At 39.7% G+C, this 17066-nt stretch carries 17 protein-coding genes; 1 reads left to right on the forward strand and 16 read right to left on the reverse strand.

All coding sequences use genetic code 11. The annotated features are described in order from the left end of the window. Window positions 1-22 precede the first annotated feature (22 nt). The 15 genes from CD126_RS05745 to cmk form a co-directional block, all read right to left on the reverse strand. Window positions 23-637, reverse strand: coding sequence for a DUF1405 domain-containing protein (locus tag CD126_RS05745; RefSeq protein WP_103370172.1), 615 nt, complete (start codon window positions 635-637; stop codon window positions 23-25). Window positions 638-641: 4 nt separating this feature from the next. Further along, window positions 642-1199: a YpiB family protein gene (locus CD126_RS05750; protein WP_049405184.1), complete on the reverse strand. Its 558-nt coding sequence runs from the start codon at window positions 1197-1199 to the stop codon at window positions 642-644. 134 nt (window positions 1200-1333) lie between these two features. Then, window positions 1334-2578, reverse strand: a complete 1245-nt coding sequence (locus CD126_RS05755; RefSeq protein WP_049405185.1) for a tetratricopeptide repeat protein — start codon at window positions 2576-2578, stop codon at window positions 1334-1336. Window positions 2579-2580: 2 nt separating this feature from the next. Continuing rightward, complete coding sequence (gene aroA, locus CD126_RS05760) at window positions 2581-3879, reverse strand: 3-phosphoshikimate 1-carboxyvinyltransferase (RefSeq protein ID WP_103370173.1); 1299 nt, start codon at window positions 3877-3879, stop codon at window positions 2581-2583. A gap of 9 nt (window positions 3880-3888) precedes the next feature. Beyond that, window positions 3889-4956, reverse strand: a complete 1068-nt coding sequence (aroB, locus tag CD126_RS05765) for a 3-dehydroquinate synthase (protein ID WP_049405187.1) — start codon at window positions 4954-4956, stop codon at window positions 3889-3891. A gap of 18 nt (window positions 4957-4974) precedes the next feature. Further along, on the reverse strand, window positions 4975-6141 hold the full coding sequence (gene aroC / locus CD126_RS05770; protein WP_049405188.1) for a chorismate synthase: 1167 nt from the start codon (window positions 6139-6141) through the stop codon (window positions 4975-4977). A gap of 237 nt (window positions 6142-6378) precedes the next feature. Next, the gene (ndk, locus tag CD126_RS05775; protein WP_002472168.1) at window positions 6379-6828 is read right to left on the reverse strand and encodes a nucleoside-diphosphate kinase; all 450 of its coding nucleotides are present in this window, start codon (window positions 6826-6828) and stop codon (window positions 6379-6381) included. Window positions 6829-6919: 91 nt separating this feature from the next. Next, window positions 6920-7873 carry a polyprenyl synthetase family protein gene (locus tag CD126_RS05780; protein WP_169931252.1) on the reverse strand — a complete coding sequence of 318 codons (954 nt, stop codon included), beginning with the start codon at window positions 7871-7873 and terminating at the stop codon, window positions 6920-6922. Between the two features lie 26 nt (window positions 7874-7899). Next, complete coding sequence (locus CD126_RS05785; protein ID WP_002472155.1) at window positions 7900-8601, reverse strand: demethylmenaquinone methyltransferase; 702 nt, start codon at window positions 8599-8601, stop codon at window positions 7900-7902. Window positions 8602-8618: 17 nt separating this feature from the next. After that, entirely contained in the window at window positions 8619-9176 is a 558-nt protein-coding gene (locus CD126_RS05790; protein ID WP_002472162.1) for a hypothetical protein, read from the reverse strand. Window positions 9177-9760: 584 nt separating this feature from the next. Next, window positions 9761-10033, reverse strand: a complete 273-nt coding sequence (locus CD126_RS05795) for an HU family DNA-binding protein (RefSeq protein ID WP_002472176.1) — start codon at window positions 10031-10033, stop codon at window positions 9761-9763. Window positions 10034-10202: 169 nt separating this feature from the next. Beyond that, window positions 10203-11201, reverse strand: coding sequence for an NAD(P)H-dependent glycerol-3-phosphate dehydrogenase (locus tag CD126_RS05800; RefSeq protein ID WP_103370175.1), 999 nt, complete (start codon window positions 11199-11201; stop codon window positions 10203-10205). A gap of 15 nt (window positions 11202-11216) precedes the next feature. Next, a complete protein-coding gene (gene der, locus CD126_RS05805; RefSeq protein WP_103370176.1) occupies window positions 11217-12527 on the reverse strand; it encodes a ribosome biogenesis GTPase Der in 1311 nt (436 codons plus the stop codon). A 210-nt stretch (window positions 12528-12737) separates the two neighbouring features. Continuing rightward, a complete protein-coding gene (gene rpsA, locus CD126_RS05810) occupies window positions 12738-13919 on the reverse strand; it encodes a 30S ribosomal protein S1 (RefSeq protein ID WP_002472135.1) in 1182 nt (393 codons plus the stop codon). 251 nt (window positions 13920-14170) lie between these two features. After that, on the reverse strand, window positions 14171-14830 hold the full coding sequence (gene cmk / locus CD126_RS05815; protein ID WP_049405194.1) for a (d)CMP kinase: 660 nt from the start codon (window positions 14828-14830) through the stop codon (window positions 14171-14173). A gap of 78 nt (window positions 14831-14908) precedes the next feature. Here cmk and CD126_RS05820 point away from each other — a divergent pair, with 78 nt between their 5' ends. Continuing rightward, complete coding sequence (locus CD126_RS05820) at window positions 14909-15877, forward strand: asparaginase (protein WP_049405195.1); 969 nt, start codon at window positions 14909-14911, stop codon at window positions 15875-15877. 138 nt (window positions 15878-16015) lie between these two features. Here CD126_RS05820 and ypdA read toward each other — a convergent pair whose 3' ends face one another. Next, window positions 16016-17002, reverse strand: coding sequence for a bacillithiol disulfide reductase YpdA (ypdA, locus tag CD126_RS05825; protein WP_002472172.1), 987 nt, complete (start codon window positions 17000-17002; stop codon window positions 16016-16018). Between the last annotated feature and the right edge of the window lie 64 nt (window positions 17003-17066).

Below are 17066 nucleotides of genomic sequence, written 5' to 3' on the forward strand. Positions count from 1 at the left end.
TACTCACTCCTTAATCATTATTTTACTGACTTCCTTTAAACCGGTCAACTAATTGCTCCCCTACGTAACGCGTCATTACAATGTATAGAATGATAGCGCTGACACTTAACCAAAATGTGAAATAAGCAATCAGATTTAAGTGTGAAGCGATAAATGGATAAACCGGGTATTGTAAAAAAACGTAGTCAATCACGTCATTATGGAATAGCCAAAATACTGCAATGATAAGACCTAACCCACTAAAGCGCATCCTCGGACTCAACAGTATAGCTTCAAGCGCCATTATACCGTGTGATAGCATCAACAACATACCAGTAATCGTCCACATATCGTAATTAATCATGAGTATCAAATTAATGGCTACTGCCCATATACCGTATTTAAATAAACTTGTAAAAGCAAGCGCTTCGACGACGGTAGACCTTTTTCCTAACAGATAAAGGCCAAGCATGAGAGTCAGAAATAAAGTAGCTGTTGGACTGTCTGGCACAAATAATTTAAACAACCAAGGTGCGTGCGCAAGTTGATCTTTGTACCAAATATAGCCATAAATGGTCCCAGCTAAGTTGCAGATGAATAGCAACCCAAGCATGCGTTTAGAATACAGTAGATGAAACCAAATCGTTTGATAAACCATAATATTAGTCTCCTGATGACGAATTGAGTGAACGTAAAGAGAATTGGTTGAGTAAATGTGAGAATTGGAAAAAGAGTTCACGTTCGTTTAATTGTAAACTTAAATCAATATTATCTTTCAAGTAATCAATGATCAATTGCTCTCGTTGTGTAGTCAAATTCAAGCGTTGAATATCTTGAGTATAGGATTGATAATGCGGTGAGTGTAAGAGCTGTTGTAACAGTAACTCATCTAACCGTAAGTCCCTGACTGCATCTTGTGGGAAATGGAGTTTGATATCAAATGACTCTAGCTCCGAAGTGATTTCGTAAAAGATTTCGTTCGTATTAATGAGCGTAGAATAATCATTTGAAAAACGAATCCCTTGATCATCTGCACCTTCCATACTTAATTCAAGGGTGGGATGAGACGGAATCATTTCATCCACGAAGTGTACTTGGCTAAGTAACTCTGGCGTTGCTTTGATATAGTTAAGCACCCATACACTGATTCGTGATTTGAAGTGATAGTTAAACAGCAAATATTCAATGTAATTGACTTTAAACCGTGTTAATTGATTCATACCCACACCTCCTTTATTGCGAAACAGCTCAACTATCGAGCAGCCTATATTGCGCAATTATGATAGACATAGCCTTACTTGTTGCTGGATCTCTTAAACTTTGTTTTTTTACGCACACGTCACTCTATCAACTATTACTGTTGTATGCGCTCAGCTTCCTCGTGCCAAGTTTCATTCGCTGGATCTAGCTCGAGTAAGCGATTTAGAATTTCACGACCCTCTTCTACATGACCGATTTCGATAAGATAGAAATAATAATCGCCTAAGAATGCGGATTGCGTCTTAAGTGTTGGATAAGCCAGTTTGAAGAAATGTTGTGCTTCTTTGTCACGCTCTTCATGACCGTACGCCACTGCGAGATGCCATTCAAACACTGGATCAAGATCCTCTTCGTCCACATAGGATAAGAGGTTAATGATAGATTCATAATCTTCTTCTTGACGGTAAAAGTCACTGAGTACAAGCACAGGTTCGTGATATGCAGGATCTACTTCCAATGCTTGAATTAAGTGTTCAACGCCGTCATTGGCATCACCGTGTTCTAATTCTAACGTACCTGTTGCCACCATCAATTCTTTGTAGAACTGACTCAAACGTAAGCCTTCGTTTCCGATTTCAATGGCATCTGGATAATTCTTTTCTTCTGAATATAAATGTTGTAAGTAGAGATACCCTTGCATGAAGTCAGGGTCTTTAGATAATAACGTACGCACGAGTTTCGTCGCTTCTTGTATTAAATCATTTTTCTCATAAGCGATAGCTTTCTTGAAGTAATCCTCAGAATCCATTTCTTCTTCGCTCATCTCATCGAAGAGTTCAATCGCATCTGTGTAGTTACCACTTTGTAAACTACATACTGCTAAACGTGAGAAGAGATTCACATGATTGACTTCATACTCCCCTGTTTCAAGTACAGTTTCGTATTCGCTCGTTGCGCGTAAATATTGACCGTCATAAAAGAGTAGCTCTGCTAAAGCGAAATGGATGATTGGATCGTTAGGCTCAAGATCAATCGCTTGATTTAGCTTATCAATCGCTACTTCAATCATGTTGATTTGTTGATAGAGGTCAGCTTCCAACATCAGACGTTCTGGGGACAATTCAACTTCAGTTAAATATTCGAGCGCTTCATCCGTTTCATTTTCCGCCATTAAACCTTCGATAAAGTAGATTAAGACTTCACTTTCGTCAGGATATTTATGATAGAGTGTGCGGAAGACTTCTAACCCTTGAGGTGTCAGCCCGAAATTGTAAAGTGTTTCACCTAGGATAAACAATGCATCATCGTTTGAAGTTGTTAGGACCTCATTCACTCTTGAATCTAAATTATCAAGCTTCTGCATATTGATATCATCAATTAGTTTGTAAATCTCTTGCATAATTACCCCTCATTCTTCAAGTTTTGTAAGTGTGTTAAAAAGTCAGGGAAAGACACGTTAACGGCATCAAAACGTTCAATCGTCAATGCTTCGTCGGTCAATAATGATGCTATAGCAAGCATCATACCAATACGATGATCTGTATGGCTATCCACTGGAACGTTGTGAATGAGTCGAGATGGACGAATGATCATTCCGTCTTCTGTTGGCGTTAAATCAAAGCCCAATTTATTGAGTTCAGAAACCGTCGTATCGATTCGATTTGTCTCTTTGACTTTTAATTCTTCAGCATTGCGTATGCGGCTCGTGCTTTGTGCTTGCGTACACAATAACGCAATAATGGGTATTTCATCAATTGCTCTAGGAATCATACTGTCTTGAATATCTATGCCTTGTAAAGATTCAGTATAACGGACACGAATACTCGCAGTAGGTTCTGGTCCTTCAGTAATATTAAAAAGTTCAATGTTTCCTTTCATTTGTTGAACGATATCGATGATACCGGAACGTGTCGAGTTAATACCAACATTGTGAATGACGATATCACTTCCTGGAATAATTAAAGCTGCGACTATGAAATATGCAGCTGATGAAATATCGCCAGGCACATGGAAATCATTTACTTGAATGTGCTGAATGGCTTGAGATGGTAGAGTTATCACCTTACCATTGACTTCTATCGGTATATGATAATGTGTGAACATCGTCTCAGTGTGATTACGTGTCAAAGCTTTTTCTGTAATTTGAGTCGCTGATTGTGCAAATAATCCAGCGAATAGGATAGCACTTTTAACTTGAGCACTAGCTACAGGCATTTCATAATCAATGCCTGATAAGGTTGCCGGTTGAATGATTAATGGCGTAAAGTTATTGTCCACGCCGTGAATACGCGCTTGCATTTGGGAAAGCGGTTTAATAACACGATCCATGGGCCTTTTACCTATAGAAGCGTCTCCCGATAGCACGGCTTCAATTTGTAACCCTGATAATAATCCTGCTACTAAACGTGTCGTCGTGCCAGAATTACCTGTATAAAGAACCTGATGAGGCGTATGGAAGTGTGCATAACCTTTGGAATTCACCTCTAAGCGATCTTTCTTAACTTCAATATCAACCCCGAGCTGCTGAAAGATCTTCATCGTCCGAAGACAATCTTCGCCTAATAACGGCTTATAGATAGTTGACTCACCTTGTGCCAGAGAACTGAGCATCATCGCGCGATGTGTCATTGACTTATCTCCTGGAACTTCGAGATCACCTCTTAAAGGCCCTTTAATATTTATCGTTTCATTATCTGCCACGTTCCTCACCTACTCTTTAGTTACTTTCTGCAATTCAGCGAATGCTTGTTCAAGTTCAGCTTTCGTTACATGATGTGTCGTCGGTTGACCCACGGCTTTGAGCAACACCATTTGAACACCTTGATCATTATTTTTCTTATCGACGAGCATCAATTGATAAAGCGGTTCGAATTCAAACTCGTTGATGTGTTGAAGCGGGTACGCTAACTGTTGGAAATAACGTACATAATGCGTAATATCAAACCCTGAGTCACATATAAGATTAGACATGATAAATTGATAGAGTAAACCGATCGCTACAGCATGACCGTGTGGAAGATGATAGCGATATTCTACCGCATGCCCGAATGTATGGCCTAAGTTAAGATATTGCCGCACACCACTTTCACGCTCATCCGCAATGACGAACTTTAATTTCGTTTCCACACCGCTGTACAAATACTTGTCGATGTCTTGCATTTCAGCTAACGCCTGTTGATTTGGATACGCATTTTCCACATCTTGAACTGCCTGTGTACTGTCTAACAACGCATGCTTATACACTTCAGCATAGCCACTCAATATTTCGCTATACGGTAGCGTTTGTAGAAAGTCTAAGTCATACAGCACTGCACTTGGTCGGTAAAATGCACCGATCAAATTCTTACCGTGACTCGAATTAATCGCTACTTTACCACCGATACTTGAATCATGCGCTAAAAGTGTCGTCGGAATTTGAATATAATCGACACCGCGCAATAGCGTCGATGCAACGAAGCCGGAAAAATCACCTGTAGCACCCCCACCCATCGCAAGAATGCACGTGTTACGCGTGATTTGATGCGCTAATAAAGATTCGATCACTTGATTATAATGCTCAAGCGTCTTCATTTCTTCGCCTGCTGGTAATGGGTAAACCTGTATATCCCACTTTTTAGCAATAGACTGAATACGTTCTGACCATAAACGGTAAATATGGTCATCCACAAATAAAAAGACAGTTTTATAATCTTTAATGTAATCACCAAGTTGATTGAGTACGTGATGTGCGATCACGATAGGATAATTGCGATCAGGGTAAGTCGTAGTTAATTGCATAGTGTCACCTGCTTTACTTTAAAAGGTTTGATTAAGTTGACGACGTTCTTGAATTTGATCAAGGAGTTGAGACATATGGTTGGCTTGAAATTCCTCGAGAATCGCTTTCGCAATTTCAAATGCAACTACATGTTCAGCTACCACACTTGCTGCTGGGACTGCGCAACTATCTGAGCGTTCAATAGACGCTTTAAATGTTTCTTTAGTGTTAATATCCACAGAATTGAGTGGCTTATAGAGTGTAGGGATGGGTTTCATGACGCCATTAACGATGATTGGCATCCCATTGGACATGCCTCCTTCGAGTCCTCCAAGGTGATTAGAACCGCGATAGAAGCCTTCTTGCTCGCTATATAGGATTTCATCTTGAATTTGACTACCTGGTTTACGAGCTGCGTCAAAACCTTCGCCAAAGCTCACACCTTTGAAAGCATTAATGCTCACTACTCCTTGAGCGATGCGCCCATCTAGTTTACGGTCATAGTGAACGTAACTACCAATTCCAATTGGCATGCCCTCTACAACAGTTTGTACTACACCGCCGATAGAGTCACCAGCTTTCTTCGCCTCGTCAATCTTATCACGCATTTGCTGCGCTATCGATTCGTCGATGACACGTACATCGTTTTGGTCGACACCTTCTTTTAAAGTTTCGAGGTCATAAAGTGATTGGTCTGCTACTCCACCAATTTCGACGACACGACTATATAAATGAATTCCTAATTGTGATAATAATATTTTAGCTACAGCACCTACTGCTACACGTGCAGCTGTTTCTCTAGCGGAAGAACGTTCAAGGACGTTACGTAAATCGCGATGGTTGTACTTCATTCCTCCGATGAGATCTGCATGACCGGGTCTTGGTTTCGTAATGACACGTTTCATATTCTCTTGTTCTTCTTCACTAATCGGCGCGACGCCCATAATTTTACGCCAATGTGTGAAATCGTCATTAGTCACGACGATAGTAATCGGGCTTCCCAGTGTGTAACCATTGCGTACACCTGAGACAATGTCCACCGCGTCTTTCTCAATCTTCATGCGACGCCCTCGACCATAACCGCCTTGGCGTTTAAACATTTCTTTGTTAATATCTTCTGCTTTCAGTTGTAAATTTGCAGGAACTCCCTCGATGATCACTGTAAGTTGTGGACCGTGGGATTCACCAGATGTTAGAAATCTCATCGTTATGTCACCTCATTCGATAAACTTTCGCGTTAACCTTTATCTTACCATATAGTGAGTTGGAATAGAAAAAAGGGCGAGACGGCGACCCTGTACAGGTTAAACGTCTCACCCAGATGACTAGGCTTGAGCCTGAGTTGTAGTTATTAGATAAAAGTATAACTTGCTAAGAAGTGGCTTGTTATGGACAACGTTGTAAGCCTTTCTTAACATATCACAACAAGTTAGTTGATGTGATTATTCGTACAACCAAGCTTCATTATTTGCAGTGTAGTCACTTAATTCTTCTGGATTGAACCATAAGTTAATTTCTTTATCAGCAGACTCAGTTGAATCTGAACCGTGAATAATGTTACGGCCGATAGTTAAACCAAAGTCACCACGGATTGTACCTGGTGCAGCTTCTGAAGGATTTGTTTCACCGATAATGTGACGAGAAACGTCTACTGCATCTTCACCTTCAACAACCATTGCGAATACTGGTGCTGAAGTAATGAATGATACAAGACCTTCATAGAAAGGTTTACCTTGGTGTTCAGAGTAATGTGTTTCTGCTAATGAACGAGGTACTGTCATTAATTTAGCACCTACAAGCTTTAATCCTTTACGTTCGATGCGTGATACGACTTCACCGATAAGGTTACGTTGTACAGCATCTGGTTTTAACATAAGAAATGTTCTTTCCATAATCGTTTGCCTCCTAATATGTATAGAAATAATTTTCTGACTAACCTAAATCATACCAGTTTCACCCTAGGCATTCAACGTTTTTTCGGGCTTAAGTACTGCGTTTACTCATTTTTTGAATGAGTTTTTTGAAAAGTGATTTCGGGTGTTCATTGTTCAACGTTTCAATTAAGTGTTCCGCTTTGGCTAAATATTTATCACTGATTTCCTGAGCTGTTTGGATAGAAGAAGATGCTTGGATTGTCGTAATACAAGTCTGGAAATCTTCGGCAGGACTCTCAGGACTCAATGCTTCTATCTGAGATTTAAAGGTAACGTTGTGACGCATTTCGAGTAACACTGGCAAAGTGAGATGGCCATTGAGTAAATCACTGCCTACAGGCTTTCCGAGTTGCTTCTCAGAACTTGTGAAATCAAGAATATCGTCAACAATTTGGAAACTCATTCCGATGTAGTAACCAATCATCTTTAACTTACGTACCGTTTCATCATCAGCACCTGAAGTGATAGCACCCACTTCAGTCGCTAGTTGAATAAGTAGAGCTGTCTTTCGTTTAATACGGCGTAAATAATTGGTCATCGTCTGTTGACTATTGAATTGATCTTGAAATTGGAAGAGTTCTCCTTTACATACATCGATTATCGCGCTAGAAATCACACGATGAACACGAACATCTTCAATTTCAGACATGTGTTCTAAAGCGAGTGCAAGAAGGAAATTTCCTGTGAGAATAGCAGTATTTTGATCCCACTTCTTAGCGATGGTTAATCTTCCGCGTCGTTTATCACTGCGATCAATCACGTCATCGTGTACGAGTGTGGCCATGTGGATGAGTTCGAGTGCTACAGCTACACGATACGTATCTTCACTCATAGATTTTCCAAATTGACTGCTCAAAACGACAAAAGCTGGACGTACACGTTTACCACCAGAAGTAAGAAGATGATTTGAAGCTGCTTCGAGCACAGCATCATTACTTACTATGGCCTTTTTGAGCCGTTTTTCAATATACTTGATTTCTTTGTTCATGTTTAACTTTGCCACATCGATCACCTTTGGAGTTAGAATATTTACTTATAGCCAAGGTGCATTGCAGCAACGCCACCTGTAAAGCTACGAATCTTAATATGTGAGAAGCCTGCTTGACTAAAGAGTCGTTTCAACTTCTCTTTGTCAGGAAAGTCAAATGTAGATTGTTGAAGCCATTCGTACTCGTCTTTGGACTTAGCAAAGACTTTACCAAAGATTGGCATCACAAATTTGAAATAAAGTTTATACAGTTGCTTGAAGCCTGGAGCAGTCGGTTGACTTGTTTCTAAACAAACGACTTTGCCACCCGGTTTAAGCACACGATGGAGTTCCTTCAATGTTGCTAAATAATCAGGAACATTGCGTAAGCCGAAACCAATTGTGACATAATCAAATTCGTTGTCATCAAATGGTAAGTTCATAGCGTCGCCATGCACGAGATGGATGTTCGTCATATCTTTTGTCTTCTTCTTACCTACTTCGAGCATATTCTCACTGAAATCGAGTCCAGTAACTTCACCAGTAGGCCCTACAGCTTTACTGAGCGCAATCGTCCAGTCTGCCGTACCACAACAAACATCTAAGGCTTTACTCCCTTTCTTGACGTTCATTTCTTTCATCACACTTTTACGCCATAATTTGTGTTGTTCGAAACTTATAATATTATTCAAGCGATCGTATTTACCAGAAATATTCTGAAACACATGATGCACTTGCTCTTTTTTAGCTTTATTTTCAGTCATATAGTCTACCTCATTTATTAAATATGTCTTGCTTCTAATTCTTGCAACATAGCATCGAGTTCTTCACGAGAATACTGCGATAGATAAGATGGATGGTATGCTTTCAAGTCAGTAACGATTTGTTGATTAACCTGTTCGTAATCGACGTGAGGTGAGAAGTACTTTAAAGTAATCATCGGAAATTCGCTTTCTATAGTTAAAATGGCTTGAAGCAATGCTTCGTTGGAAAGCACACGTTGATGAATCGATGATTTCAATTCGTTGATTCTAACGATAGCTGAGCTGATTTGTTGTTGAAATTGGGGTTCGTTGAGTTCAGCTAATAACGTGTAGAAATGCGCACTTAATAGATCACCTATGAGAATAGCATTTTTCGATAAATGTTTATTCGTTATCGAATCTAAGTGACGCATCGCAGTATCGATAGCGAGGCAAGCTAATTTAGCTTGAACTGGAATATCGTACTGGTCTAAAAGTTGGCCCAAACTTCGATTATAATCGATGGGTTCATATGTATTCACACCTTTAAGGCGTTCTTTAATTTGTTGATCGAGTATATTGTATGTAGAATCCATGCTTACACCTCACGTTAGTATCACTATACATGTTAACATTATACGCTTAAAAATTAAATCAGTGTAACTCAAATCTCTAGTGGGTTGTAGGAATTTATATTTTTTAACTCAAGTGGGAAGATATTCTCATTTGATCATCCTAAGTGGAAAATGATGGAGACCCTGTCGTACACAATGGTACGCCTATATCAATGCATTGCAAATAGTATAGCTAAAGTGAGAATGCGTGTCACAGCGAGTCTCTAACCATTTTATCTAAAGAGTTGAACATGACCACAATGGATGCAATAAAAAGTGAGATATCTTCACACAAATAGTTGTGATTAGAGATATCTCACCGAACGATAAGCGCGTGAAACTGATAGTGAGCTATGTATGTTCAATGGTAACTGGTTTGAACAAGGGGCGCGAAGTCTTCACAAGTAATCACAAAGAACTTCTCCCCCACGATCAAACACTTCACTTACGCTTAACAAAGATTAAGAGGTAGGGTTAGCACTATGAATCTCAATAGACGATACTCGTCTCTTATCATGATCAACTTCATAAGCGTTAGCCCCTACCTCTTCTTGGTAAGTAAAGAATTATTTAACTGCGTCTTTTAAAGCTTTACCAGCTTTGAATGCTGGAACTTTGCTTGCAGGGATATCAATTTCTTTACCTGTTTGAGGGTTACGACCTTTACGTGCAGCACGTTCGCGTACCTCAAAGTTACCGAAACCAATTAATTGTACCTTTTCACCTTTAGAAAGTGAAGATTGAATTGATTCGAATACTGCATCTACAGCAGCGTTAGCGTCTTTTTTAGTTAAATCAGCTTGTTCTGCTACAGCATTGATTAAATCTGTCTTATTCATTACAAGTTCACCTCCCCTAGGATTGATAATGATACCTTAATATCATTATGCTATGACTTTAACACACGCATCACTGTCACTGCAATGATTTATACGCAAAATAGGCCCTGTTTATAAGAATTTTATTAAAAGTGAACCTTAATTTTATCAAAAGTGTAATTATGCTAAATTATTCTGCTTTTTTATCGCGACCCATTAAGTAAGCCACGCTTTGATCAACCGGCTCATCATCGAACAATACGCCATATAGCGCGTTCGTAATTGGCATATCTACATGTTGTTCTTCGGCAAGATCGTGTACGGATTTGGTTGTGTAGATCCCTTCCACGACCATATTCATTTCGTTTAGAGCTTCATCTAAAGTCAAACCTTGACCCAACTTATAACCCAACGTGAAGTTACGTGAATGTGTGGATGTACAAGTTACGATGAGATCACCAATGCCTCCAAGACCTAAGAATGTCATTGGGTCAGCACCAAGCTGCTCGCCCAGACGACTAATTTCAGCTAAACCTCGAGTGATAAGCGCTGCTTTCGCATTATCGCCGTAACCCATGCCAGCTACGACACCGCTAGCAATAGCAATGACGTTCTTTAAAGCGCCCCCAAGTTCTACGCCGACTAAATCTTCATTAGTGTATACACGTAGATAGTTGTTCATAAATAAATCTTGAATGAGTTGACTTACTTCTGAAGATTTGGAAGAAGCAGCAACAGTTGTCGGTTGTTTAATCACGACTTCTTCTGCGTGACTTGGACCTGATAACACACCAATACCGCCATTATGCTCAGGCGTTAATGTATCTTCAATCATCTCGGATACACGTTTGAACGTATCATTCTCGATACCTTTCGCCACGTGGATAAATGTCTTCTTACCATTTACTAAGCCGTCAATTTGACCCACGACCTCACGAATCGCTTTGGTAGGTAATGCGATTAAGTAGATATCCGCAAAGTCAACAGCTTCTTGAAGGTTTGCTGTCGCACGTATAGCTGGATTAAGTTGTGCTTCCTTTAAATAACGTGAATTCTGATGACGTTCGTTAATATCAGAAATGGATTGCTCATTCTTTCCCCACATGAGGACACTATGGTCGTTCTCGGCTAGCACGTTAGCTAATGCTGTACCGAAACTGCCCATTCCAAATACTGTCACATTAGACATCTCGACCCCTCCTACTTAGTTTCTCTTTCTCGGTATAATGTGTACGGGTGTACCTTCAAAGCCAAATGCATCTCTGATTTGGTTCTCTAAATAACGCTTATAAGAGAAGTGCATCAATTCGACATCGTTAACGAAGACGATGAAAGTGGGTGGTTCGATAGCCACTTGTGTTGCGTAGAAGACGTTAAGTCGTCTGCCTTTATCAGTAGGCGTTGGGTTCATCGTAATCGCATCAGTAACGACTTCGTTAAGCGTTGAGCTCTTCACACGTTTCTTATGATTAGCGCTTGCTTCATTGATATAAGGGAAGATCGTTGTTAGACGTTTGCTTTCTTTAGCTGAAACGTAAGCGATTTGCGCATAGTCCAAGAATTGGAACTCTTGGCGTACTTTATCTGTAAAACGTTTCATCGTATTGCTGTCTTTCTCAACGGTATCCCATTTGTTCACGACAATGACAATCGCTTTACCTTCTTCGTGAGCATAGCCAGCGACACGTTTATCTTGTTCAATGATGCCTTGCTCTGCATCAAGCACAACGAGGACCACATTAGAACGTTCAATGGCTTTCAGCGCACGTAATACAGAATACTTTTCCGTGGATTCATACACTTTCCCTTTTTTACGCATACCTGCCGTATCAATTAAGACGTAATCTTGACCTTGATAGCTATATTCTGTATCAACTGCGTCTCGTGTCGTACCTGCTACATTAGAAACGATGACACGTTCTTCACCGAGTATCGCGTTGATTAAGCTAGATTTCCCAACGTTCGGACGGCCGATGATAGATAAGCGAATGGTATCTTCATCATAAGGTTCCGGTTCTTCTTTAGGAAAATGCTTCACGACTTCATCTAGCAAGTCACCTAAGCCTAATCCATGAGAGCCTGAAATAGGATAAGGATCGCCGAAGCCGAGTGCGTAGAAATCATAAATATCATTACGCATTTCTGGGTTATCCACTTTATTCACTGCTAGCACGACAGGTTTCTTAGATTTATAAAGCATTTGAGCTACCATTTCGTCGCTTTGAGAAAGACCTTCACGTACGTTGACCATAAAGATTATGACGTCAGCTTCGTCAATCGCTATTTCAGCTTGTGCTCTAATTTGTGTTTGAAAAGGTGCATCGCCAATTTCGATGCCGCCTGTATCGATAAGATTGAATTCATGAGTGAGCCATTCTCCACTAGCATAAATTCGATCTCGGGTTACGCCAGGTGTATCTTCAACAATCGATACACGTTCGCCCACAACCCTATTAAAAATCGTAGACTTGCCGACATTTGGACGGCCTACAATAGCTACAACAGGTTTCGTCATATGGAACTTCCTCTCTACTTTAATCTATATCATTCTATCATAACGTGTAGTAAAGCTAAAGAAATACTAGAAGTACGTCCGCCTCATTAATTATCTGGATTTAAGATAAATATAGCTCCTTGAGTATCTAGAAGGCAAAATAGCGGAATATCAAAAAACGGTTGGTGACATCATCACCAACCGCTTTACAGAGCTATAAATCATTCAACATTAGAATTTAAAGTCTTTCAATTTATCTCCGAAGACATCACCGATTGTAGGATTGTCTTCGTCTTCTGATTTACTTGAAAGGTAACTTTCAGTAGTTTCTTCATCACTTTCGATAACGTCTTCAGCTGGGAGAGTTGCTTTAATTGAAAGTGAAATACGTTCTTCATCTACATTGATACCAAGGATTTTCACTGAAACAGCTTGTCCTGGTTCTAATACTTCGCTTGGAGTACCGATGTGTTTGTGACTGATTTCTGAAATGTGCACAAGGCCTTGTACACCAGCACTGATTTCAACGAATGCACCGAAGTTAACGAGACGTACTACAGTACCTTCGATAGTGTCACCTTCGTTAAATTGTCCTTTAATCGCTTCAAATGGACTTGGTAACGTATCTTTAATAGATAGAGAAATACGTTCGTTCTCTTTATCTACAGATTTCACTTTAACTTTAACTTCGTCACCGATAGATACGGCATCTTCAGGTTTTTCAACATGCTCATGAGATAATTCAGATACGTGAACTAAACCGTCAACGCCACCGATATCAACGAATGCACCAAAGTTAGTTAAGCGAGCAATCTTACCGTCGATAACGTCGCCTTCTTGTAGCGAATCAAATAATTTTTCTTTTTTCTCAGCATTTTCAAGCTCTTCTACAGCTTTATGACTTAAGATTACACGATTGTTTGCTGGGTCAAGTTCTTCTACTTTTAATTTTAAAGTTTGACCTTCATAGTCTGAGAAATCTTCGATATATTCAGTTGAAATTAATGAAGCAGGTACGAAACCACGTTGGCCTACGTCTACAACTAAGCCACCTTTAACTACTTCAGTAACTTCTGCTTCAATTGTTTCATTGTTATCAAGTTTTTCTTGTAAAAACTCATAAGATTTTTCAGTCTCTAATTGACGTTTAGATAAAATATAAGCACCTGTTTCGTTCTCATCGTCAATTTCGATTTTAGTTACGTAAGCACCAATTTCGTCGCCTACTTTAACTGCTTCTTTAGGGTCATCAATACGGTGTGTAGATAATTGGCTAATAGGGATAATACCATTAAATTTACCACCGTTCACATGTACGATTACTTGCTTATCTTCAATCTCTTGTACCTCAGCAGTAACCTTGTCTCCCTCTTTAATGTCTGTAATCATCGATTCATTGAATTCTTCAGTCATCTTGTCTGCCTCCTTATACACTACATAGTTATAACATCTTATAATCAGACAGAATTGTCAAGAAATTCCCCTTTATCGCGGGAATTCTATGCTAGCGCATTTATAAATTATGATCTATGTGTGAATGCTGTCTCAAATTATTTAATAATGAATTCTATGACTCAATTTCCACACCTTTACTTATATCATATACCCCACTTTGACACGTCTATAAACGTCTTTTGGGAGATTAATTCGCTATTTCGACTAACTTATTGAATGTCATGAACTAATTGTAGGATTTCCTGAGTGACTTCTTCGATAGATTTGCCTGTAGTATCAAGTGTGATTGCGTCTTCAGCTTTTTGTAACGGTGAGATGTCACGATTCATATCATACTCATCACGTTCAGCAATTTCACGTTTGAGTTGTTCTAATGTTGATTCAATACCACGTTCTTCGTTGTCTAATTGTCTACGGTGCGCACGCTCCTCTACAGAAGCAACCATATAAACCTTTAATTCAGCGTCTGGAAGTACCACCGTACCGATATCGCGGCCATCCATCACGATGCCCTTTTGACGTGCGAGCTCTTGTTGCTTATTTACCGCAAAATGTCTTACAGGTTCTTTAGAAGCAACATAGGAAACGTGTTGTGTAACATCATTCTCACGTAGATAATCTGTGACATCATTGCCATCTAAAAGAACAAGTTGCCCTTTTTCTCCATCATAAGTAAGCTCCAGTGTCGTTTCGTTAACTAACGCTGCGAAATCTTCAGGTTGCCCTTGTTGAAGATATTTATAAGTAATTGCACGATACATCGCTCCTGTATCGACATAGATCATAGATAATTGAGCAGCCACACGTTTTGCGATTGTACTTTTACCAGCAGCTGCTGGACCATCTAAAGCAATATTGATTCTCTCCATTAATATAACCCTTTCTTGTTGAATTATAGATAATATTCTATCATATTAAGGTAAGTTATTTATAGGAGGAATACCCACATGAAGCAACTTCTTGTTATCCACACTGGTGGTACGATTAGCATGTCCCAGAATGAAGCGAATCAGGTTACGACGAATGACGTAAACCCTATTTCAAGTCAACAAGAAATGATTCGTCGTTACGCACAAATTGATGAACGGATGCCTTTTAACGTCCCTTCCCCACACATGAATACGGAATACGTGAGTCAACTCAAAGATATGATTATTCAAGCTGAACAAGACGCGAAATATGATGGCTATGTCATCACTCACGGCACAGATACGTTAGAAGAGACCGCTTTCTTACTCGATTTGACATTAGATGTTTCCAAACCCATTGTACTTACTGGAGCGATGCGTTCTTCAAACGAAATCGGTGCAGACGGCTTATATAATTATATGAGTGCGATACGTGTCGCAGCGAATGATGATGCCTATGATAAAGGTGTGATGGTCGTTTTTAATGACGAAATTCACACAGCACGCAATGTGACTAAAACACATACCTCAAATACAAATACGTTCCAAAGTCCGAGTCATGGCCCTTTGGGTATGGTGACAAAGACAAGTGTGCAGTTCTTTCATACGCCTTATCAGCAACATGTATACCCGTCTATCAATAGTCAGTTGAATGTACCTTTAATCAAGGCTTACATGGGTATGCCGAGTGATGTCTTACACTATTATGCTGAACGTAAGGTAGATGGCATAGTAATCGAAGCATTAGGCCAAGGTAATTTACCTCCGAGTGCGCTAGCTGGTATAGATGCTTGCTTAGCTCAAGACATACCAATCGTGTTGGTCTCTCGTTCAACGAAAGGTATCGTTGCGCCTATTTATAGTTACGAAGGTGGCGGCGTTGATTTAGAACAAAGAGGTGTCATATTCTCTAACGGTTTGAATGGCCCTAAAGCTCGACTCAAATTATTGGTTGGTTTAAGCAATCACCTTGATTATGACAGTCTTACTACATATTTTAATAGTTAACGGTTTTAGGTTTTAGAAGATAAAATGCGTGTCAGAGTATAATAACTCGCACTGTTAACAACAATATGATACGAAGAAAGCCATAAGCTGAAGTGCGCAAAGTCACTTAGCTTATGGCTTATTTTATAAGTTGAGAAATTATGATTCGAGCGGCGTTTGCTTTTTAGCTAAAATACTTTGAGTGATGATGCCGCCGTGATATTTACCATTTTCAATAAAAATCGTATTGGCATCGTTACCTGCTGCGATAACACCAGCAATAAAGCAGTTCTCAACATTTGTCTCAAACGTTTCACGGTTATAAACAGGCGCTGTACCGTATTCGTTAGTATGAATATCAATGCCGATAGATTGTAAGAAATCATAGTCTGGATGGTAACCAATCATCGCAAAGACATGATCGTTAGGAATTTCGTGTGTTTCGCCCTCTTGTTCGTAAACCACGCTATCTTCAGTGATACGTGTCACATTGGCGTTGAAGTGCATGTCGATCTTCTCATGTCTTACGAGAGATTCGAAGTTAGGTAAGATCCATGGTTTAATCGCTTTAGGATAATGATCACCACGATATAGAACCGTTACATTCGCGCCAGCTTTCTCCAGTTCGAGTGCTGCGTCGACTGCTGAGTTCTTACCACCGATAATGGCAACATCTTGGTTGAAGAATGGATGCGCTTCTTTGAAGTAATGAGAGACTTTAGATAATTCTGCTCCTTCGACTTCAAGCGTGTTATGTTGACCGTAGTAACCTGTTGCCACAGTTAAGAAGCGAGACTGATAAACGCCCTTCGTTGTTGTAATCGTAAAACGGTTGTCCACTTTATTGACTTTCAATACTTCTTCAAATGGATTGACGCGTAATTGGTGATGTTTGACTACTTCACGATAGTAAACGAGCGCCTGATTACGACGTGGTTTACTTTCTTCAACGATAAACGGAATATCGCCTATGCTTAATTTATCACTAGATGAGAAGAATGTTTGATGTGTAGGATAATTATAAATAGCTTCAACTACATTGCCTTTTTCAATGACAAGTGTATCGATACCTTTTTTCTTTTGTTCAATTGCAGCGCTTAGACCACAAGGGCCGCCACCGATAATAATACTTTCTACTGTTTCCATAACAGTTAGCCCTCCTTTTACCACTCATCTATTATACCAGTACATTTATTAAAACCAAATGATT

This window comes from Staphylococcus pettenkoferi, from assembly GCF_002902685.1.
In the GTDB taxonomy this organism is placed as follows: domain Bacteria; phylum Bacillota; class Bacilli; order Staphylococcales; family Staphylococcaceae; genus Staphylococcus; species Staphylococcus pettenkoferi.

Bases quoted from the DNA above. Each gene is read 5' to 3' on its own strand.
- ypdA (WP_002472172.1), bottom strand. From the start codon at position 17,002: ATGGAAACAGTAGAAAGTATTATTATCGGTGGCGGCCCTTGTGGTCTA.
- CD126_RS05820 (WP_049405195.1), top strand. From the start codon at position 14,909: ATGAAGCAACTTCTTGTTATCCACACTGGTGGTACGATTAGCATGTCC.
- ndk (WP_002472168.1), bottom strand. From the start codon at position 6,828: ATGGAAAGAACATTTCTTATGTTAAAACCAGATGCTGTACAACGTAAC.
- CD126_RS05750 (WP_049405184.1), bottom strand. From the start codon at position 1,199: ATGAATCAATTAACACGGTTTAAAGTCAATTACATTGAATATTTGCTG.
- CD126_RS05755 (WP_049405185.1), bottom strand. From the start codon at position 2,578: ATGCAAGAGATTTACAAACTAATTGATGATATCAATATGCAGAAGCTT.
- aroC (WP_049405188.1), bottom strand. From the start codon at position 6,141: ATGAGATTTCTAACATCTGGTGAATCCCACGGTCCACAACTTACAGTG.
- aroB (WP_049405187.1), bottom strand. From the start codon at position 4,956: ATGCAATTAACTACGACTTACCCTGATCGCAATTATCCTATCGTGATC.
- CD126_RS05790 (WP_002472162.1), bottom strand. From the start codon at position 9,176: ATGGATTCTACATACAATATACTCGATCAACAAATTAAAGAACGCCTT.
- rpsA (WP_002472135.1), bottom strand. From the start codon at position 13,919: ATGACTGAAGAATTCAATGAATCGATGATTACAGACATTAAAGAGGGA.
- CD126_RS05745 (WP_103370172.1), bottom strand. From the start codon at position 637: ATGGTTTATCAAACGATTTGGTTTCATCTACTGTATTCTAAACGCATG.
- der (WP_103370176.1), bottom strand. From the start codon at position 12,527: ATGACGAAACCTGTTGTAGCTATTGTAGGCCGTCCAAATGTCGGCAAG.
- CD126_RS05800 (WP_103370175.1), bottom strand. From the start codon at position 11,201: ATGTCTAATGTGACAGTATTTGGAATGGGCAGTTTCGGTACAGCATTA.
- CD126_RS05785 (WP_002472155.1), bottom strand. From the start codon at position 8,601: ATGACTGAAAATAAAGCTAAAAAAGAGCAAGTGCATCATGTGTTTCAG.
- cmk (WP_049405194.1), bottom strand. From the start codon at position 14,830: ATGGAGAGAATCAATATTGCTTTAGATGGTCCAGCAGCTGCTGGTAAA.
- CD126_RS05795 (WP_002472176.1), bottom strand. From the start codon at position 10,033: ATGAATAAGACAGATTTAATCAATGCTGTAGCAGAACAAGCTGATTTA.